General features: G+C 49.0%; 16 protein-coding genes. 10 read left to right on the forward strand and 6 right to left on the reverse strand.

The features are described 5' to 3' along the window. Positions 1-363: 363 nt before the first annotated feature. From BM373_RS18715 to BM373_RS18725, 3 genes are read right to left on the reverse strand one after another with little or no spacing between them, the layout of a single operon-like run. Positions 364-1,551 (reverse strand): hypothetical protein, encoded by a 1,188-nt coding sequence (locus tag BM373_RS18715; RefSeq protein ID WP_090464913.1) that lies wholly within the window; start codon positions 1,549-1,551, stop codon positions 364-366. A gap of 1 nt (position 1,552) precedes the next feature. Beyond that, entirely contained in the window at positions 1,553-2,572 is a 1,020-nt protein-coding gene (locus BM373_RS18720) for a site-specific integrase (RefSeq protein WP_090464916.1), read from the reverse strand. 1 nt (position 2,573) lies between these two features. Continuing rightward, entirely contained in the window at positions 2,574-3,206 is a 633-nt protein-coding gene (locus tag BM373_RS18725) for a phage repressor protein CI (RefSeq protein ID WP_090464918.1), read from the reverse strand. A 119-nt stretch (positions 3,207-3,325) separates the two neighbouring features. Between BM373_RS18725 and BM373_RS18730 the strand changes: the two genes are divergently transcribed. Continuing rightward, positions 3,326-3,568, forward strand: coding sequence for a Rha family transcriptional regulator (locus BM373_RS18730; RefSeq protein ID WP_032636666.1), 243 nt, complete (start codon positions 3,326-3,328; stop codon positions 3,566-3,568). A 32-nt stretch (positions 3,569-3,600) separates the two neighbouring features. Beyond that, positions 3,601-4,110, forward strand: coding sequence for a phage regulatory CII family protein (locus BM373_RS18735; RefSeq protein ID WP_000460863.1), 510 nt, complete (start codon positions 3,601-3,603; stop codon positions 4,108-4,110). A gap of 86 nt (positions 4,111-4,196) precedes the next feature. Here the strand turns inward: BM373_RS18735 and BM373_RS18740 are convergent, their stop codons facing one another. Continuing rightward, a complete protein-coding gene (locus BM373_RS18740; protein WP_000794278.1) occupies positions 4,197-4,472 on the reverse strand; it encodes a hypothetical protein in 276 nt (91 codons plus the stop codon). An 84-nt stretch (positions 4,473-4,556) separates the two neighbouring features. Here BM373_RS18740 and BM373_RS18745 point away from each other — a divergent pair, with 84 nt between their 5' ends. The 8 genes from BM373_RS18745 to BM373_RS18785 all read left to right on the forward strand — a co-directional run bounded on the left by BM373_RS18745 (position 4,557) and on the right by BM373_RS18785 (position 11,501). Beyond that, positions 4,557-4,751 (forward strand): phage filamentation protein Fil family protein, encoded by a 195-nt coding sequence (locus tag BM373_RS18745; protein WP_001528723.1) that lies wholly within the window; start codon positions 4,557-4,559, stop codon positions 4,749-4,751. Then, positions 4,715-5,056 carry a DUF5347 family protein gene (locus BM373_RS18750; protein ID WP_090464921.1) on the forward strand — a complete coding sequence of 114 codons (342 nt, stop codon included), beginning with the start codon at positions 4,715-4,717 and terminating at the stop codon, positions 5,054-5,056. Before BM373_RS18745 ends, BM373_RS18750 begins: the two co-directional genes overlap by 37 nt. A 67-nt stretch (positions 5,057-5,123) precedes the next feature. Next, the gene (locus tag BM373_RS18755; protein WP_029740052.1) at positions 5,124-5,351 is read left to right on the forward strand and encodes a DUF2732 family protein; all 228 of its coding nucleotides are present in this window, start codon (positions 5,124-5,126) and stop codon (positions 5,349-5,351) included. Beyond that, positions 5,351-5,578 (forward strand): TraR/DksA family transcriptional regulator, encoded by a 228-nt coding sequence (locus BM373_RS18760; protein ID WP_076738166.1) that lies wholly within the window; start codon positions 5,351-5,353, stop codon positions 5,576-5,578. The genes BM373_RS18755 and BM373_RS18760 overlap by 1 nt, the downstream gene beginning before the upstream one ends. Next, positions 5,575-6,432, forward strand: a complete 858-nt coding sequence (locus BM373_RS18765; protein WP_090464924.1) for a DNA adenine methylase — start codon at positions 5,575-5,577, stop codon at positions 6,430-6,432. The genes BM373_RS18760 and BM373_RS18765 overlap by 4 nt, the downstream gene beginning before the upstream one ends. Further along, the gene (locus BM373_RS18770; RefSeq protein WP_090464927.1) at positions 6,429-8,813 is read left to right on the forward strand and encodes a replication endonuclease; all 2,385 of its coding nucleotides are present in this window, start codon (positions 6,429-6,431) and stop codon (positions 8,811-8,813) included. Before BM373_RS18765 ends, BM373_RS18770 begins: the two co-directional genes overlap by 4 nt. 605 nt (positions 8,814-9,418) lie before the next feature. Further along, positions 9,419-10,621 carry a DNA cytosine methyltransferase gene (locus BM373_RS18780; protein WP_090464932.1) on the forward strand — a complete coding sequence of 401 codons (1,203 nt, stop codon included), beginning with the start codon at positions 9,419-9,421 and terminating at the stop codon, positions 10,619-10,621. Then, positions 10,596-11,501 (forward strand): NotI family restriction endonuclease, encoded by a 906-nt coding sequence (locus BM373_RS18785; protein WP_256214693.1) that lies wholly within the window; start codon positions 10,596-10,598, stop codon positions 11,499-11,501. The genes BM373_RS18780 and BM373_RS18785 overlap by 26 nt, the downstream gene beginning before the upstream one ends. 46 nt (positions 11,502-11,547) lie before the next feature. Here the strand turns inward: BM373_RS18785 and BM373_RS18790 are convergent, their stop codons facing one another. Further along, positions 11,548-12,576 carry a phage portal protein gene (locus BM373_RS18790; protein ID WP_090464940.1) on the reverse strand — a complete coding sequence of 343 codons (1,029 nt, stop codon included), beginning with the start codon at positions 12,574-12,576 and terminating at the stop codon, positions 11,548-11,550. After that, positions 12,576-14,342 (reverse strand): terminase ATPase subunit family protein, encoded by a 1,767-nt coding sequence (locus tag BM373_RS18795; RefSeq protein WP_090464943.1) that lies wholly within the window; start codon positions 14,340-14,342, stop codon positions 12,576-12,578. Before BM373_RS18795 ends, BM373_RS18790 begins: the two co-directional genes overlap by 1 nt. Between the last annotated feature and the right edge of the window lie 99 nt (positions 14,343-14,441).

Below are 14,441 nucleotides of genomic sequence, written 5' to 3' on the forward strand. Positions count from 1 at the left end.
GAGTCTCCACGCGTTTAGACCCAACGAAAACAATAGAGCTTTTCGTTGGGCCTATCAATGAGCCTAAAAAGTTCGGATTTAATTAGTTCTCTTCGGACTTTGCGGGACAAATTGCAGGCACAAAAAAGCCCGCAGGGCTTGCGCCGTGCGGGCTCTTAGGACTTCATCGGATGACTCTGGTAATCACCGATGGAGAATTTTGGTGGGCTGGCGGGAGTTGAACCCGCGTCCGAAATTCCTAAATACCATCTTTACTATAATGAAAACAGGTATTTGCGTTTAAAAACAGTTGGTTAGTGTTTTCCGGTGTTTATCAGTTTTATGAGTTTTTATCTCTCTGCCGCCAAATTGTCGCCATTGAGTCTAGGTCAGCGCGTCGATTTTGTCGTAATCGAAAATGCTATCGATGCATACTTCAAGTTTATAAAAATCTGTCAAGGGGTACAGTTTCACAAGGTCCTCATCGAAGTCTGTAATTCCAAACCGTTTCTCTCGAAATTTTAAGTGCTCCATTGCTTCAATTTGCTCTTCCGTTTTATCACCGAAATTCTGGTAATCTAATGTTTTAAGTACTTGCCAAGAAACCGGAGGTGTAAAATCAAACAAAGAAGAAAGGCGGGGGCTAAAATCATTTTCTTCAGTTTGCTTATAAGTAGCTTTGGGCGGAAACACAACGTTTATCGATCTTAATGAATCTTTACTTTTTTTCATTCTAGTTGAGAAATAGGATATTCCTACAATAGGGGATTGGATACGCTGGCTTATCCATTGCATTAGTAAGTTTGGGATTATGTATTCTTGCATGAAGTGTGAATTGTCATGCTTTTTAATGAAACTACAGGCGATTATTAACGGCCAAAGTGTGAGATAGGAAGCCTTTCTTTGAACGAGAGATATTGCTGATTCATCATCTTTATAAATATTATTTAGTAGGCTCGGAGCAAAATTTAGGATTCTGGAGTTTGAATCCTCTGTTGTGAAAGCCGAAATATATAATTTATCAAAATCCGGTTTCTTCATTTCTTGCCAGCAAACGTACAAAGATGTTCCTAAGTAGAGGCATGGTAGTCCCGCAACTGAATATCTCTGAGCACTAACTAAATGGCGCTTTGAAAATGGGATATGAAAAATATCATTTCTTGTTGATAGTGGAGTATCTGATTTTCTCACGCGATATAACGGTTGTTTGTCGTTGCAAATAGACTTTAATGGAACTGTAACATATAGAATGTGCTTGTTGATTCTATCTGGTTCAAGCATTGATTCAAAACATTCATAAGCAGCTTTAATATCACCGGATAAAAATTTTTGAAGACATGTTTCTATACCGTCTTTTAACTCATGAACTCTATTTAAAAGTAATTCTATTTTGAGTTTTGTTTTGTTACTGCTTGAGTACTCTTTAATTAGTTGTATGAATTTATTGCATCGCTCATTGAAGTCCGAAACAATATCTTTTTTTAATTCAAATGGAGGGTTTAAAGATTCGTCAGAGAATAACTTCTCTAATAACTCTGTTAATGATTTACTGGCTAATTTTATTTCGGTCATTTTATTTGTACAAGTTTGTTAGTGGATTTTTTGTAACTGCATCTTCGAGATGTTCTGGTGCAAAATGAGAGTAAATCATCGTCATTTTTATATCGGCGTGACCCAGAATATCGCGAAGTACCAGTATGTTTCCGCCGTTCATCATAAAGTGACTGGCAAACGTATGGCGAAGCACATGTGTGCATTGGCCTTCAGGTAAGTCGATACCGGCCCGCTTTGCTGCTCGCTCAAAAGCTTTTCTGCATGGCGTGAATAGCTTTCCTCTGTTTTTGGGGAGTTCGTCATACAGATCCTGAGATATCGGTACGGTTCGGTTTTTCTTGCCTTTGGTTTTGGTATAGGTGATCCGGTATTTAGATAACTGATGGCCCTGCAGGTTTTCGGCCTCACTCCACCGCGCGCCGGTGGCCAGGCATACCTTTGCGATCATTAACAGGCTGGGGCTTTGAGAATCAGCGCAGGCATCAAGCAGGCGTTTAATTTCGTCCGAGGCCAAGAACGCCAATTCACCTTCTGCGATTTTGAATGTTGGTAGCCCGGCGAGCGGGTTAGGCGCTGACCAGTGGCCCAGCTTTTTCAGGGTGCCAAAAACGGATGATAAGTTACGCTGTTCCAGGTTTACCGTGCGGGGCTTTACTGGTGACATCAGCGCGCCGTCTTCGTTACGTACTTCACCTTTTAATCGTGCTTCGCGATATTTTGTAAAGTCACCGGCGGTTAACTCAGAGGCAACGGGATCGCCCAGGCCATTGCAGATAATATTCAGTTTCGCCATTAGGCGCTTGGGGTCTGCGAGCGTCTGGCCGTAAAGGGAGTGCCACTGCTCAATCAATTCTGACAAACGCCGCCGATCTTCCTTTTCACCCAGCCACGGCTTTTTGTTCACTTCATCCATGGTGAAGTTTTCGAATGCTACAGCCTCGCCCTTTGTCGCAAATTGCTTGCGCACGCGCTTGCCGTCACGCCCGTTCGGGTAACACTCGCACAACCATTTTCCGTTCGGCTGTTTTCTGATGGTCATATCAAAGGCTCTTGATGATTTTCAATGCGCGGCCAACAACCTCGATATCATCCAGGCTGCACTCAAACGAAGAATCATCTTGATGCACAACTAATCTGTTTCCCGGAAGGCGAGTCAGCTTAACAATGCTTTTTATCCCGTCGATATCGACTAACCACATCCCATTCACTGGTGGTGTCTGGTTACGGTCAACTAAATATGAATCGCCATTGGTATTTACGAGAAGCAGCTCGCTTGAGTCAGGGGGAAGCAGGCTGCTATCAATGATGGCCTTCCCAGTTTCAACCAACGAACCTCCTATAAGGCTAGCTTTGTCGATCTCTGGCGATACAAGCTCAGAAAGAGGTTTTACCTTGCTGGAGTTCACGAAATTGATACTTTTTTTATCATCAATTTTTGTTCCTGGTTCGCCTTGTCCTGTGGTTAGCCAGAGTAAAGAAACTCCTGTTTCAAGAGCGCATTGGATCACCCATTCTGCAGGAAAGCTGTCCCTTAAGTATCTGTTTGCCATGGTGCTTTTAGATGCACCAAGGTGATCGCATAGCTGCTGTCTGGACTTGAAATCATAGGCTGCCATCAACCTATGGATAGCCTCTCTACCCCCTGTATTCTCGCCAGCCTTCACCTGTATCATTTTTTAATCCTATTGACGTATCAAATATTGGATCGTAGTATCTCGATTGTTCAAATGTTGAATCACATAAAACAAGATAAAACGACATAAACCAAACCTTAACTGAGAGATACTGCACTATGAGCACTGATATTTCAATTCGTGTACCAAAAGAGATGGCTACACCTGCAGAGTTCGCGGAATGGGAAGGCATTTCCCGCGGCTCTGTTTATCAAAAAATCCATCATGGTCAGCTTGCTAAGTACATGGTTAAGAAAGAAAAAAATAAGGGTCGTGTAAGCCTGCGTTACTTGATGTACAAAACCGATCAGGTTCGTGAGTCCCTTGGTCATTCCAACTTCCGCGTTGTTGTTGGTCAATAAGTTCAATTATGGGAACTTTCTAAGGGGCTCACATGTTTGATTATAAGATTTCCAAACATCCACACTTTGAAGAGGCTTGCCGGGCTTTCGCGCTGCGTCACAACATGGCGAAGCTGGCAGAACGCGCGGGAATGAATGTCCAGACGCTGCGCAATAAGCTGAACCCGGACCAGCCGCATCAGCTCACGCCGCCTGAAATCTGGCTGCTTACCGATCTCACTGAGGACTCCACCCTGGTTGATGGCTTCCTTGCACAGATTCATTGCCTGCCATGTGTGCCGATGAACGAAGTGGCAAAAGAGAAATTGCCGCACTACGTCATGAGCGCCACCGCTGAGATCGGGCGCGTTGCCGCCGGTGCCGTTACTGGCGATGTGAAAACCACTGCCGGACGCCGTGATGTGATCAGCAGCATTAACTCAGTAACTCGCCTGATGGCACTGGCCGCCGTTTCCATGCAGGCCCGCCTGCAGGCCAACCCCGCTATGGCAAGTGCGGTGGACACCGTAACGGGCCTTGGCGCTTCGTTCGGCATTATCTGAGGTGAACATGGAAGAGAAAAATAAAGGCAGCAAACACGCTAATAACTCCTGCTGCCTATGTGCATGTGAAAAGTGTGATCAGGTCCTTAATTCAGCTTCTGAGGCGTTAAAAAACCGCTTAAAAGCTGAGCGAGAGACATTTTTACTTCTGCTTCAACGCCTGCGGTCGCAGCATGTTGATTAACGGTAGCGGTCTGAAGGATTTTAATAATTTGATTTTTTTGTTCTTCGGAAAGAACAGAAAAAATAGCTTGCAGCAGGATTGAGTGGGCGAGGACATCGACTCTGGTTTGATTGCCTGCCTCAGTAAGGACGTTAGTTAACTGTTTAAGAGCTTCGTTCTGTTGTTCGTTATTTTTCATGTCTTTTCCTTTCTGGCTGTGTGGAAACACCAGAATACCACGGGCCGGGCGTGGTTAAACATCCCAGCACATATTGGAGGGGTTATGGAAGAACCAAGTTTTGCATCATTATTGAAAAAACAAAGTCCAGCTATGCACTGCGGCCATGGCTGGATTATCGGGAAAGATGGCAAGCGCTGGCACCCGTCCCGCTCTCAGGATGAACTGCTAGCAGGGCTGACCACTACCAAACGGGGGAAACCATGGCTATTGAAGGCGCTGCGGCGACTGTTCCATTAAGCCCGGGTCAACGTATGGAAGGGCTGAACCGAATAGCGGAATTAAGGGCAAATGTGTTTGGTCTGAATATTGAGCCAGAGCTTGAAAGGTTTATTAAAGATATGCGCGACCGCCGCGATATAAACCTTAAACAAAATGAGCGGGCACTGGCAGCCATATTCTTTATGGCAAAAATTCCGGCAGAACGTCACGGCGTCAATATTAGTGATCTGACTACTGACGAAAAGCGGGAACTGGTTAAAGCAATGAATCATTTTCGTGCAGTGGTGAGCTTATTTCCCAAACGGCTAACCATGCCGAATTAACCCACAACAGAAATTAATGGCGTAAACCCGCCGGGCATTCTTTTGCCCAAATTCAGGAGAAAGAGAAATGCAGAACGAATTACCAAAAATGTTTGTACCAGAAACTGACCAACTCATGGCGGTGATCGATATAGCCAAACGTGAGGAGCGCAAAGGACGCGCACTCGCAGTTTCAATCCGTCTTGAGGCGCTGGCAACACATATCACCAACAAAGGGTTAAACGGTATTGAAGCGGCTGAACTGCTGCGCCGTGAAGCAACCCGCTACGAAAACGAATCACAGGAGCTGCACTAATGGCTGACTCTATGGACCTCGTACAGCAGCGCGTTGAAGAACAGCTGCAGCGCCACATCCACAATGCCCGCAACAGAGCGCCGGGCGTTTCCCGTGTGCTTTGCATCGAATGCGATGCACCGATCCCTCCAGCGCGCCGCCGTGCCATTCCGGGGGTGCAGTGCTGCGTCACCTGTCAGGAAATCGCAGAGCTTAAAGGTAAACACTACAACGGAGGTGCTGTATGAGCACCATCCTGAAATGGGCGGGCAATAAAACCGCCATCATGTCCGAACTGAAAAAGCACCTCACAGCTGGCCCGCGACTGGTTGAACCTTTTGCAGGTTCCTGTGCTGTGATGATGGCGACAGACTATCCTCATTATCTTGTCGCGGATATTAATGCTGACCTGATTAATATGTATCAGGTAATTAAAGATGAAGTAGAACACTTTATTGCTATCTCAAAGGCTCTCTTTGCCTGCAACAACTTTTCTGAACAGTATTATGTTATTCGTGAAGAGTTTAATCATTTGCATTCCTTAGACTTAATCTGGAAGGCTGCTTATTTCCTTTTTCTAAATCGCCATTGTTACCGTGGGTTGTGCCGTTATAACCGTGCAGGGCATTTCAACGTACCTTACGGCAACTATAAAGCTCCCTATTTTCCAGAAGCAGAAATTCGCACTTTTGCGGAAAAGGCCCAGCGTGCAACGTTCATTTGTGCCAGCTATGACGAAACATTGGCGTTATTGGTGCCTGGGGATGTTATTTATTGCGATCCGCCTTATGACGGTACTTTCAGTGCCTATCACACTGCCGGTTTTACTGAAGACGATCAGTATCAGCTGGCCTCTATTCTTGAGCGCCGGGCATCAGAAGGCCATCCGGTCATTGTTTCGAACAGCGACACTTTTCTGACTCGTTCCCTGTATCGAAATTTCACCCATGACCGCATTAACGTAAAGCGCAGCATCGGCGTTGCCGCGGGCGAAGGAATAAGGGCTGACGAACTTATTGCTGTACTCAAGCCGGAAGTATGGGCTGGCTTTGATCCAGCCGGCGGGCCTGATTGCTCTGTCGTGCATGAGGTGCGCGCGTGAGTCATCACGAAGTTGAAAAGCACGGCGGTGCAGAAGATTCCGCCGCTGCTTTTGCCTGGAATGTACCTAAAAAGGCGATTAACCCCTACATGGACCCGGCGGAAGTAGCGCCGGTTTCTACGCTTTCAAACCTGATTACTCTCTATGCTGCGGATAACGAGCAGGAGCAGCTGCGCCGCGAGGCCCTGAGTAATGAGGTCTGGGAACGCTATTTCTACAATGAATCCCGTGATCCTGTTCAGCGAGAAATGGAGCAGGATCAGCTGATAAGCCGCGCCAAAATGGCCCGCGAGCAGCAGCAATTCAACCCCGATCTGGTCATCATTGCAGACGTGAGCGCCCAGCCGGCGCATATCAGTAAGCCGCTGCTTGAACGGATTAAATATTTCGAGGGCCTGGGCAAGCCGAAGGCATATTCCCGCTATCTGTGTGAAACCATCAGGCCGTGCCTTGAACGCCTGGAGCGCGTGCGTACCAGCCAGATTTCTGCTTCATTCCGTTTCATGGCGAGCCATGACGGGCTGGAGGGCTTATTGGTTCTGCCCGAAATGAACCAGGAGCAGGTTAAGAGGTTATCTACCCTGGTGGCGGCGCACATGAGCATGTGTCTGGATGCTGCCTGCGGTGAGCTGTTTACGGATGAAGACGTTACGCCGGAAGAGATCCGCCGGTCATGGGAAAGGGTGGCCGCTGAGGCCATGCGCCTCGATGTTATCCCGCCTGCTTTCGAGCAACTGCGCCGTAAAAAGCACCGCCGTAACCCGGTCCCCTACGAGCTTATTCCGGGCTCGCTTGCCCGTATGCTTTGCGCGGACTGGTGGTATCGCAAGCTGTGGCAGATGCGCTGTGAATGGCGGGAAGAACAGCTGCGCGCTGTCTGCCTGGTTAACAAAAAGGCCTCCCCATATGTCAGCTATGAGGCCGTGATCCACAAACGCGAACAGCGCCGCAAATCCTTGGAGTTTTTCCGCTCGCATGAGCTGGTTAACGCTGAAGGTGACACGCTGGATATGGAAGAAGTGGTAAACGCCAGCAGCAGCAATCCGGCGCACCGGCGCAACGAAATGATGGCCTGCGTTAAGGGGCTGGAGCTGATCGCAGAAATGCGTGGTGAATGCGCCGTGTTCTATACCATCACCTGCCCGTCACGCTTTCACGCAACGCTTAACAATGGTAGGCCAAACCCGAAATGGACCAGTGCCACGGTCCGTCAGAGCAGTGATTACCTGGTGAATATGTTCGCCGCCTTCCGTAAGGCGATGCACAAAGCCGGGCTGCGCTGGTATGGCGTCCGCGTTGCTGAACCACACCATGACGGCACCGTGCACTGGCACCTGCTGTGCTTCATGCGCAAAAAAGACCGCAAATCCATCACCGCGCTGCTGCGTAAATTCGCCATTCGTGAGGATCGGGAGGAGCTGGGCGCCAATACCGGGCCGCGTTTCAAGTCTGAGCTTATCAACCCGCGCAAGGGCACCCCGACCAGCTATATCGCCAAATACATCAGTAAAAACATCGACGGGCGCGGGCTGGCGCAGGAAATCAGTAAAGAAACGGGCAGATCACTGCGCGATAACGCTGAGAACGTAAACGCCTGGGCTTCGCTGCACCGTGTCCAGCAATTCCGCTTCTTTGGTATCCCTGGCCGCCAGGCGTACCGCGAGCTGCGCCTTCTGGCCGGACAGGCTGCCAGGGTGCAGGGTGACCAGAAGGCAGGCGCGCCTGTACTGGAAAACCCGCGACTGGATGCTGTGCTGGCCGCAGCTGATGCTGGCTGTTTTGCCACCTACATCATGAAGCAGGGCGGCGTCCTGGTTCCCCGTAAACATCACCTTGTCAGGACTGCCTACGAGCTTAACGAGGAGCCGAGCGCCTACGGTGATCATGGTGTCCGTATCTATGGCATCTGGTCCCCGATCATTGAGGGCCGGATCTGCACTCATGCAGTGAAGTGGAAAATGGTTCGTAAAGCCGTTGACCTTCAGGAGGCGACAGCCGACCAGGGCGCTAGCGCCCCTTGGACTCGTGGCAATAACTGTCCCTTTGTTGAAAAAACGTACCAGACAGGGGACGAACTACCGGGCAATGAAGAACCTGCAGCGCTGCCAGACTTCGAAAACATGAGCAAAATGGAACTGCGCGAGCTGACGGCAAGGCTGCGGCTGGTTAAACCGAAGCGCCGAAAAGGCTACAAACAGGAAATTACGGAGCACCAACGGCTACAGCTCGATGCGGAGTTGATGTCCAGAGGTTTTGACGCCAGCGAAACGGAAGTGGATCTGCTTCTGCGCGGCGGCAGCCTGCCATCTGGAGCCGGGCTGCGCCTGTTCTACCGGAACCAGCGCCTACAGGAGGATGACAAATGGCGTCAGTGGTACTGAAGGCTCAGAGAAAGGGCATATCTATTAATCAAAGAGTTAGCTGAGTAAAAAACTATTTCAGCTTTAAAATCATATGATGTACTGTATATATAAACAGTAACATTGGGAGGGAGTTGTGAACGATTTGTTCATGGAGTCACTTGCACTGCAGCGGATAGAACTTATGGCCCGGCTGGTTGCCAGCTCAGATTGTAGCGATGACGACAAGGAGGTTGCTATTTCGTGGCTATCGGAGCTGACAAGCGATCTGGTTACCAGGCTGAATGAATATGGAATAGGGCAGAATGAGAGTACGCATTAGTGATTCCGCACCATGGGAAACTCCCTCCCATATGGCATCCTGCGGTTTGAGAACGCAGTGCATGTCTATGGTGCATGGATTCGCATGATCCAAAAAGGATCGCAACGGGGCGGGGCCGCCAGAACTGGCGCGCTTTCCGGCCTGTCATGCACATGCATGAAAACCGCTACACAAAGCGGGCAGGCGTGGCGGGGTTACGAGCGCGCGCTAAGTATGCTCGTTAAGGTTGATAGATTTCGCAGGCGATGGTGGGTATCATGCGTTACTTAAATGCCCAAGAGCAAGTTTGATTAATAGGCCATATATGAATAGTAAATTGATTTCTTTGGATTTATTCGCTGGGGCAGGTGGCCTTACCTGTGGTTTAGATATGGCTGGTTTTCAGCCTGTTCTTGCTAATGAGTTAGTTCCTGCTCATGCGGAGACCTATGCATTTAATCATCCACAGACTGAGGTTGTGGTTGATGATGTAAGAGCTATTGCTGAGAGCAATTTGATGAAGCAATTATCATTAAAACCCGGTGAATTAGATTTATTGGCGGGTGGTCCGCCATGCCAAGGATTTTCAATCAACGCACCTATTAGATCTTTGGATGATGAACGAAATCATTTGTTTAAGGATTTTCTTAGGATAGCTGCGGCGCTAAAACCTAAGGCAATTTTAATTGAAAATGTCCCTGGTATTGTTTCATTGGGTAAGGGAACTGTTGTAGAGCAAATCTACAAAGAACTGGAATCATTAGGTTACAGCGTAGATCATCGTATTTTGTTTGCTGGTCATTATGGCGTCCCGCAAATGAGATTTAGAACCGTTTTCATCGCTATCTATGGTAAAAATAAAAAAATCAACTTTCCTGAGCCAAAATATAATGCGAAGGCAGTCGCTAATTTCGCTGGTGCTAAAGAGCTTTGCCTCCCAATTTCTCCATTGTTTTCAAATGAATTGAAACCTCATACTACTGTTTGGGATGCAATTTCAGATTTACCTATGATTATTGGTGGAAAGAATAATAATGGGCTCGGATATGCATCTGAACCTGCTAGCGACTATCAAAAAATTCTACGTGGCAAATCAGAACTAGCCATGAATCACGTTGCTGCTAATCTTGGAGCTATTAATCTAGAACGTTTGAAACATATCCCGCAAGGTGGAAGTTGGAGAGATATCCCTTGTGAATTACTGCCTGCCGGTTTGAAGAGAGCGAGAAGAAGCGACCATACTAAACGCTACGGGCGCTTACACCCCGATGGTTTGTGCTCAACTATACTCACGAAATGTGATCCTCATTGGGGTAGTTTTTTCCACCCAACTCAAGATCGCGTAATTTCCGTTAGGGAAGCAGCTCGCATTCAGTCGTTCCCTGACCATTATATTTTCAAAGGTAATCTTACCCAACAATACGAGCAAGTTGGAAACGCAGTGCCACCATTAATGGCCAAAGCGATTGGGGAAGAAATCATTAATATGATTGGATATGGACATGAGCAACAGAAGAGATTTGGTTGAAATATTCGGATATAGTCCAGTAGATCTTACTCCGGAAGTTAGATCTTTATGGGCTTTAGGGGCTTGCCCGTTTTTGAACAAAGAATGTGTAAAGATAAATCATGACCAGACCATAATTTATGGTACATGTAGTGTAACATCCCCATATGGGGATGTTATTATTTGCCCAAATAGATTGTATGCGAATAATTATGAAACGCTACTAAAGGTCAGTCATGATGCATTTGGGACTGATATTCCTTTCTTAACGTATGGCCAATATATTGAACAAAGGGCTAATCATAAGGATTGTATAATTGCTCTTGGTAAAAATTCAGGTAAAGAAGTACAAGTAGGTAGAGCATTATCAATGGATTGGGTATTGGTGAGAATGACCGATGGACAAATAAATGAATATGTAGGGATAGAAATACAAAGTATTGATATTACTGGTAATTATCGCGATGCGTGGCATGCTTATAAAAATCTCAAACCTACCGATGTGCGCAATGAATTGCCTACTTCTCAGCACGGTTTGAACTGGGCTAATGTTCATAAGCGATTAATTCCACAGATAATTAGGAAAGGTGTGGTTTATTCTCGCTCAAATTATGTGAAAAAAGGGTTGTATTTTATACTGCCAGATATTGTCTATAGGAAGTTTGAAGATGTTATCGGTAGCGATATTCCACTTTTAGATTATCAAAATAATAAAACAATTACAGTCTACACGTATGGACTTGGTTCGAATGTACCAAATGGCCAACAACGGTCGTTAGAACAAAATAGAAAGATAATATTTGACCTTGATGAGTTTTCTAAACGCTTTACAACGGGTCCAAATTTGCCAAGTGGCGAGGATCTTGATGATGTAATAAAAAGAGCTTTAGGAGTTCTGTAAACGTTAATGTTTTTAATTTTAGGCCGAGTGAACTCGGCCTTGTCCATTAATCAAAATTATAAGGGTGAAAATTTATCACATCCTCGCCTAACCATATATTGAGTTCTCCTAATCTCTTCTGAAGAGGCATTAGCTCGTTTCTCACGAAAACCATGCTTGCCTTCTCGACATCTCCAAACCCACCAACATTGTTAGGCATGATCCCCATCATTTGAGGCGGAACGCGATGCGCTGCCATCATGTCATCGCGGCTTACGTTCTTGATGTTCAGAAACTCATCCTTTGCCGCCACCTCTGACAGTGGGATGATCTGAATTCCGTCCTTTTTACCGTTAGGCGAGTACATAAACAGGTTGCGGAAGTTGCCCGGCCCTTTGGCGCTTTTCATGGCTTGGCGGATATTGTTCACGTCCTCCTGATTCTGCGCGGCGTCGGTCATATACATGATGAATCCTGCATGGCTGCCATTGATATAATACTTCCGACGGAAAAGCGTGGCTGACTCGTTAAGCAGGGCGGAAGGGATGGCGGACAAGTATTCCGGCAGGCCGTAAATTTCCTGGTTTAAATCCGGCTCCATCAGGTGAAAAATGCTGCCTTTAGTGAACTCATAAGGTTGCGTGGTCATGCCGTATTGCACAAACCAGTAAGTATCCAGATCCACGCCACGGCGAGTATATTTCGCCAGCGATGGCTCAAGAGACAGAATACCGCCGAGGCGGTTAGTACGCTTTTCCAGATAGGCGTTACCGAATACCAGATAGTCCTGCACAAACCGGCTGAATGCCTGCTGGCTCAGCAACGGGTGAGGGATAAAAGTGCTGGTCAGAATGTTGCGCTTCACTGAAATCGGTGAGCTGTGATGCACGGCGGCGCGATAGGTGCGCGCCAACCCGTCAAAACTCACCGGCGGCTCATACCAGCGATCCATCTGTACGCACTCTACATAATCCAGCAGTTCCCGGCGGTCCAGTACCGGGATCGGGTCGCCAAAGCTGAATGCTTCTGCAGATACGCCGCTGCTCTGCTGAACGCTCTGTTTAGCTGCAGCGCGGTTTTTATTCATTTTGCCCATTAAAAAATCTCCACAATATTGCTGGTATTGGCGGCTTCGCCCTGCAGCGGTTCGTTAAACAGTGCGTGCATCGTTGCCCAGGCCAGGTCTGCGTGGCTGGCTTCTTCGCTGCGGCTGGCTTCGTAGGTTGGGCGGTTCCCGCTGGCGGTGGTGGCGCGGCGGATAGCCATAAAGGACTGCGCAATGTCGGTGTGCCCGGCGTCAAACTCCAGGCGCCGGTGGCTGATAATGTCGTAGGCCTTGAGCACCAGGGCGTTTTTGACGTTGGGGTTATAGACAAACTCCCGGACCGCCGGGAAGAACGCCTTAACGTTCTCATAGACGCCGTGGCCGACGCCAGTCGAGTCGATGCCGATATAGGTCACGTTATACTGCTGGGTCAGCTTTTTAATGGCGTCAGCCTGGGTGCGGAAGTCCATCCCCCGCCACTGGTGCCGCTCCAGAATGCGGAATTTGCCGCCCGGCACCGTGGGTGGTGCTACCACCACGCACCCGGCGCTGTCGCCGTTCTGCGTACCCTTCGCCGGGTCATAGCCGATCCAGACTTCGCGCCAGCCAAACGGGCGCAGCGCCAGCGCCTGAAAGTCAGACCAGACTTCCCAGCTGTCCACCATGCACGCCTGCAGCTCGCTCAGCGGGAACACTGACGCCAGATCGTCAATGAATTCGCACATCAGCAGGTTCTGGTATTCGTCAGGGCTGTACTCCATCCGCAGCTGGTCCAGGTCGAACAGGTTACAGCCGCCGCGCACCGCATCCTCCACGGTGACGATCTGGCGGTACTGACCGTCCGGGCAAAGCAGGCCCGGGGCCAGATTGCCGTGGGTCAGGTCAATATCCACCTTGTCCGATTTGGCGCGGCCCCGGTTGAACAGCGCGCCGGACCAGAACGGATAGGCGCTGTGGGTCAGGCTGGACGGCGTGGAGAAGTAGGTCTGCCGCCATTTCTTGTGAATGGCCATGCCGGAGGCCACCTTGCGCAGCTCCTGGAATTTCGGTATCCAGAAATATTCATCCAGGTACAGGTTGCCGTGGTAGCTCTGCGCCGTGCGGGCGTTGGTGCCGAGGAAGTACAGGCACGCGCCGTTGCTGAGCGTCATCGGGTCGCCCTTCAGCTCCACATCCACCTCTTTTGCAAAGTCGATGATGTACTGCTTGAAGACGTGCGCCTGTGCCTTGCTGGCAGAAAGAAAAATCTGGTTGCGGCCGGTGGTGATGGCGTCAATCAGTGCCTCCCTGGCAAAAAAGAAGGTCGCCCCGATCTGGCGCGATTTAAGCAGGTTGCGGATACGGTGGCGGTTGCCTGCCTCGTACCAGTGGCGCTGGTAGGCGAACATTGAGCCGTGGAAAACTTCCTGCAGCTTCTCGATCTGTTCGTCGGTGAAAACGTTCTTTTCGGGCTGGCGGCGCGGGCCTTTGTTGCGGTTGGCAACCTTCGGATTTAAATCAGCCTCATTGCCGCCATCGTTAAATTTACCGATCCGCGCGTGGCGCTCTGACTGGCGCGCCAGCAGGTCAATTTCCTTGAAGTCTTTCCCTTCTTTCTGCTCCTTCATAATGAGCTGGCAGTAGCGCGCGGCGGTGGTGAGCTGCATCTGATCCAGCGGCCCATACTCTCCCCACTTATCGCGCTTCTTCCAGCTGTGAACGGTTGCAACTTTCTCGCCCAGCATTTCAGCAATGCGGGCTACGCGGTATCCCTGAAAGTACAGCAGCATGGCCTGCCGACGGGGATCGAGGTCTGCGGGGGTCATTGTCGTGTTCATGGCCCAAACATACGGCCTTGCCCGGCGGCTTTCCCCGGCTGCGGTTTGTGTGGCGGACCGTACAAGTGCCGCGCGTTGTTTCACTCCCCCCATCACCGC

This window comes from Enterobacter sp. kpr-6 (assembly GCF_900116015.1).
GTDB lineage: Bacteria > Pseudomonadota > Gammaproteobacteria > Enterobacterales > Enterobacteriaceae > Enterobacter_D.

Excerpts from the sequence above, each read along its gene's own strand:
- BM373_RS18765 (WP_090464924.1), top strand. The coding sequence starts at position 5,575 with ATGAGCACCATCCTGAAATGGGCGGGCAATAAAACCGCCATCATGTCC.
- BM373_RS18730 (WP_032636666.1), top strand. The coding sequence starts at position 3,326 with ATGAGCACTGATATTTCAATTCGTGTACCAAAAGAGATGGCTACACCT.
- BM373_RS18755 (WP_029740052.1), top strand. The coding sequence starts at position 5,124 with ATGCAGAACGAATTACCAAAAATGTTTGTACCAGAAACTGACCAACTC.
- BM373_RS18735 (WP_000460863.1), top strand. The coding sequence starts at position 3,601 with ATGTTTGATTATAAGATTTCCAAACATCCACACTTTGAAGAGGCTTGC.
- BM373_RS18790 (WP_090464940.1), bottom strand. The coding sequence starts at position 12,576 with ATGGGCAAAATGAATAAAAACCGCGCTGCAGCTAAACAGAGCGTTCAG.
- BM373_RS18750 (WP_090464921.1), top strand. The coding sequence starts at position 4,715 with ATGGCTATTGAAGGCGCTGCGGCGACTGTTCCATTAAGCCCGGGTCAA.
- BM373_RS18720 (WP_090464916.1), bottom strand. The coding sequence starts at position 2,572 with ATGACCATCAGAAAACAGCCGAACGGAAAATGGTTGTGCGAGTGTTAC.
- BM373_RS18715 (WP_090464913.1), bottom strand. The coding sequence starts at position 1,551 with ATGACCGAAATAAAATTAGCCAGTAAATCATTAACAGAGTTATTAGAG.
- BM373_RS18745 (WP_001528723.1), top strand. The coding sequence starts at position 4,557 with ATGGAAGAACCAAGTTTTGCATCATTATTGAAAAAACAAAGTCCAGCT.
- BM373_RS18740 (WP_000794278.1), bottom strand. The coding sequence starts at position 4,472 with ATGAAAAATAACGAACAACAGAACGAAGCTCTTAAACAGTTAACTAAC.
- BM373_RS18785 (WP_256214693.1), top strand. The coding sequence starts at position 10,596 with ATGAGCAACAGAAGAGATTTGGTTGAAATATTCGGATATAGTCCAGTA.
- BM373_RS18760 (WP_076738166.1), top strand. The coding sequence starts at position 5,351 with ATGGCTGACTCTATGGACCTCGTACAGCAGCGCGTTGAAGAACAGCTG.
- BM373_RS18795 (WP_090464943.1), bottom strand. The coding sequence starts at position 14,342 with ATGAACACGACAATGACCCCCGCAGACCTCGATCCCCGTCGGCAGGCC.
- BM373_RS18780 (WP_090464932.1), top strand. The coding sequence starts at position 9,419 with ATGAATAGTAAATTGATTTCTTTGGATTTATTCGCTGGGGCAGGTGGC.
- BM373_RS18725 (WP_090464918.1), bottom strand. The coding sequence starts at position 3,206 with ATGATACAGGTGAAGGCTGGCGAGAATACAGGGGGTAGAGAGGCTATC.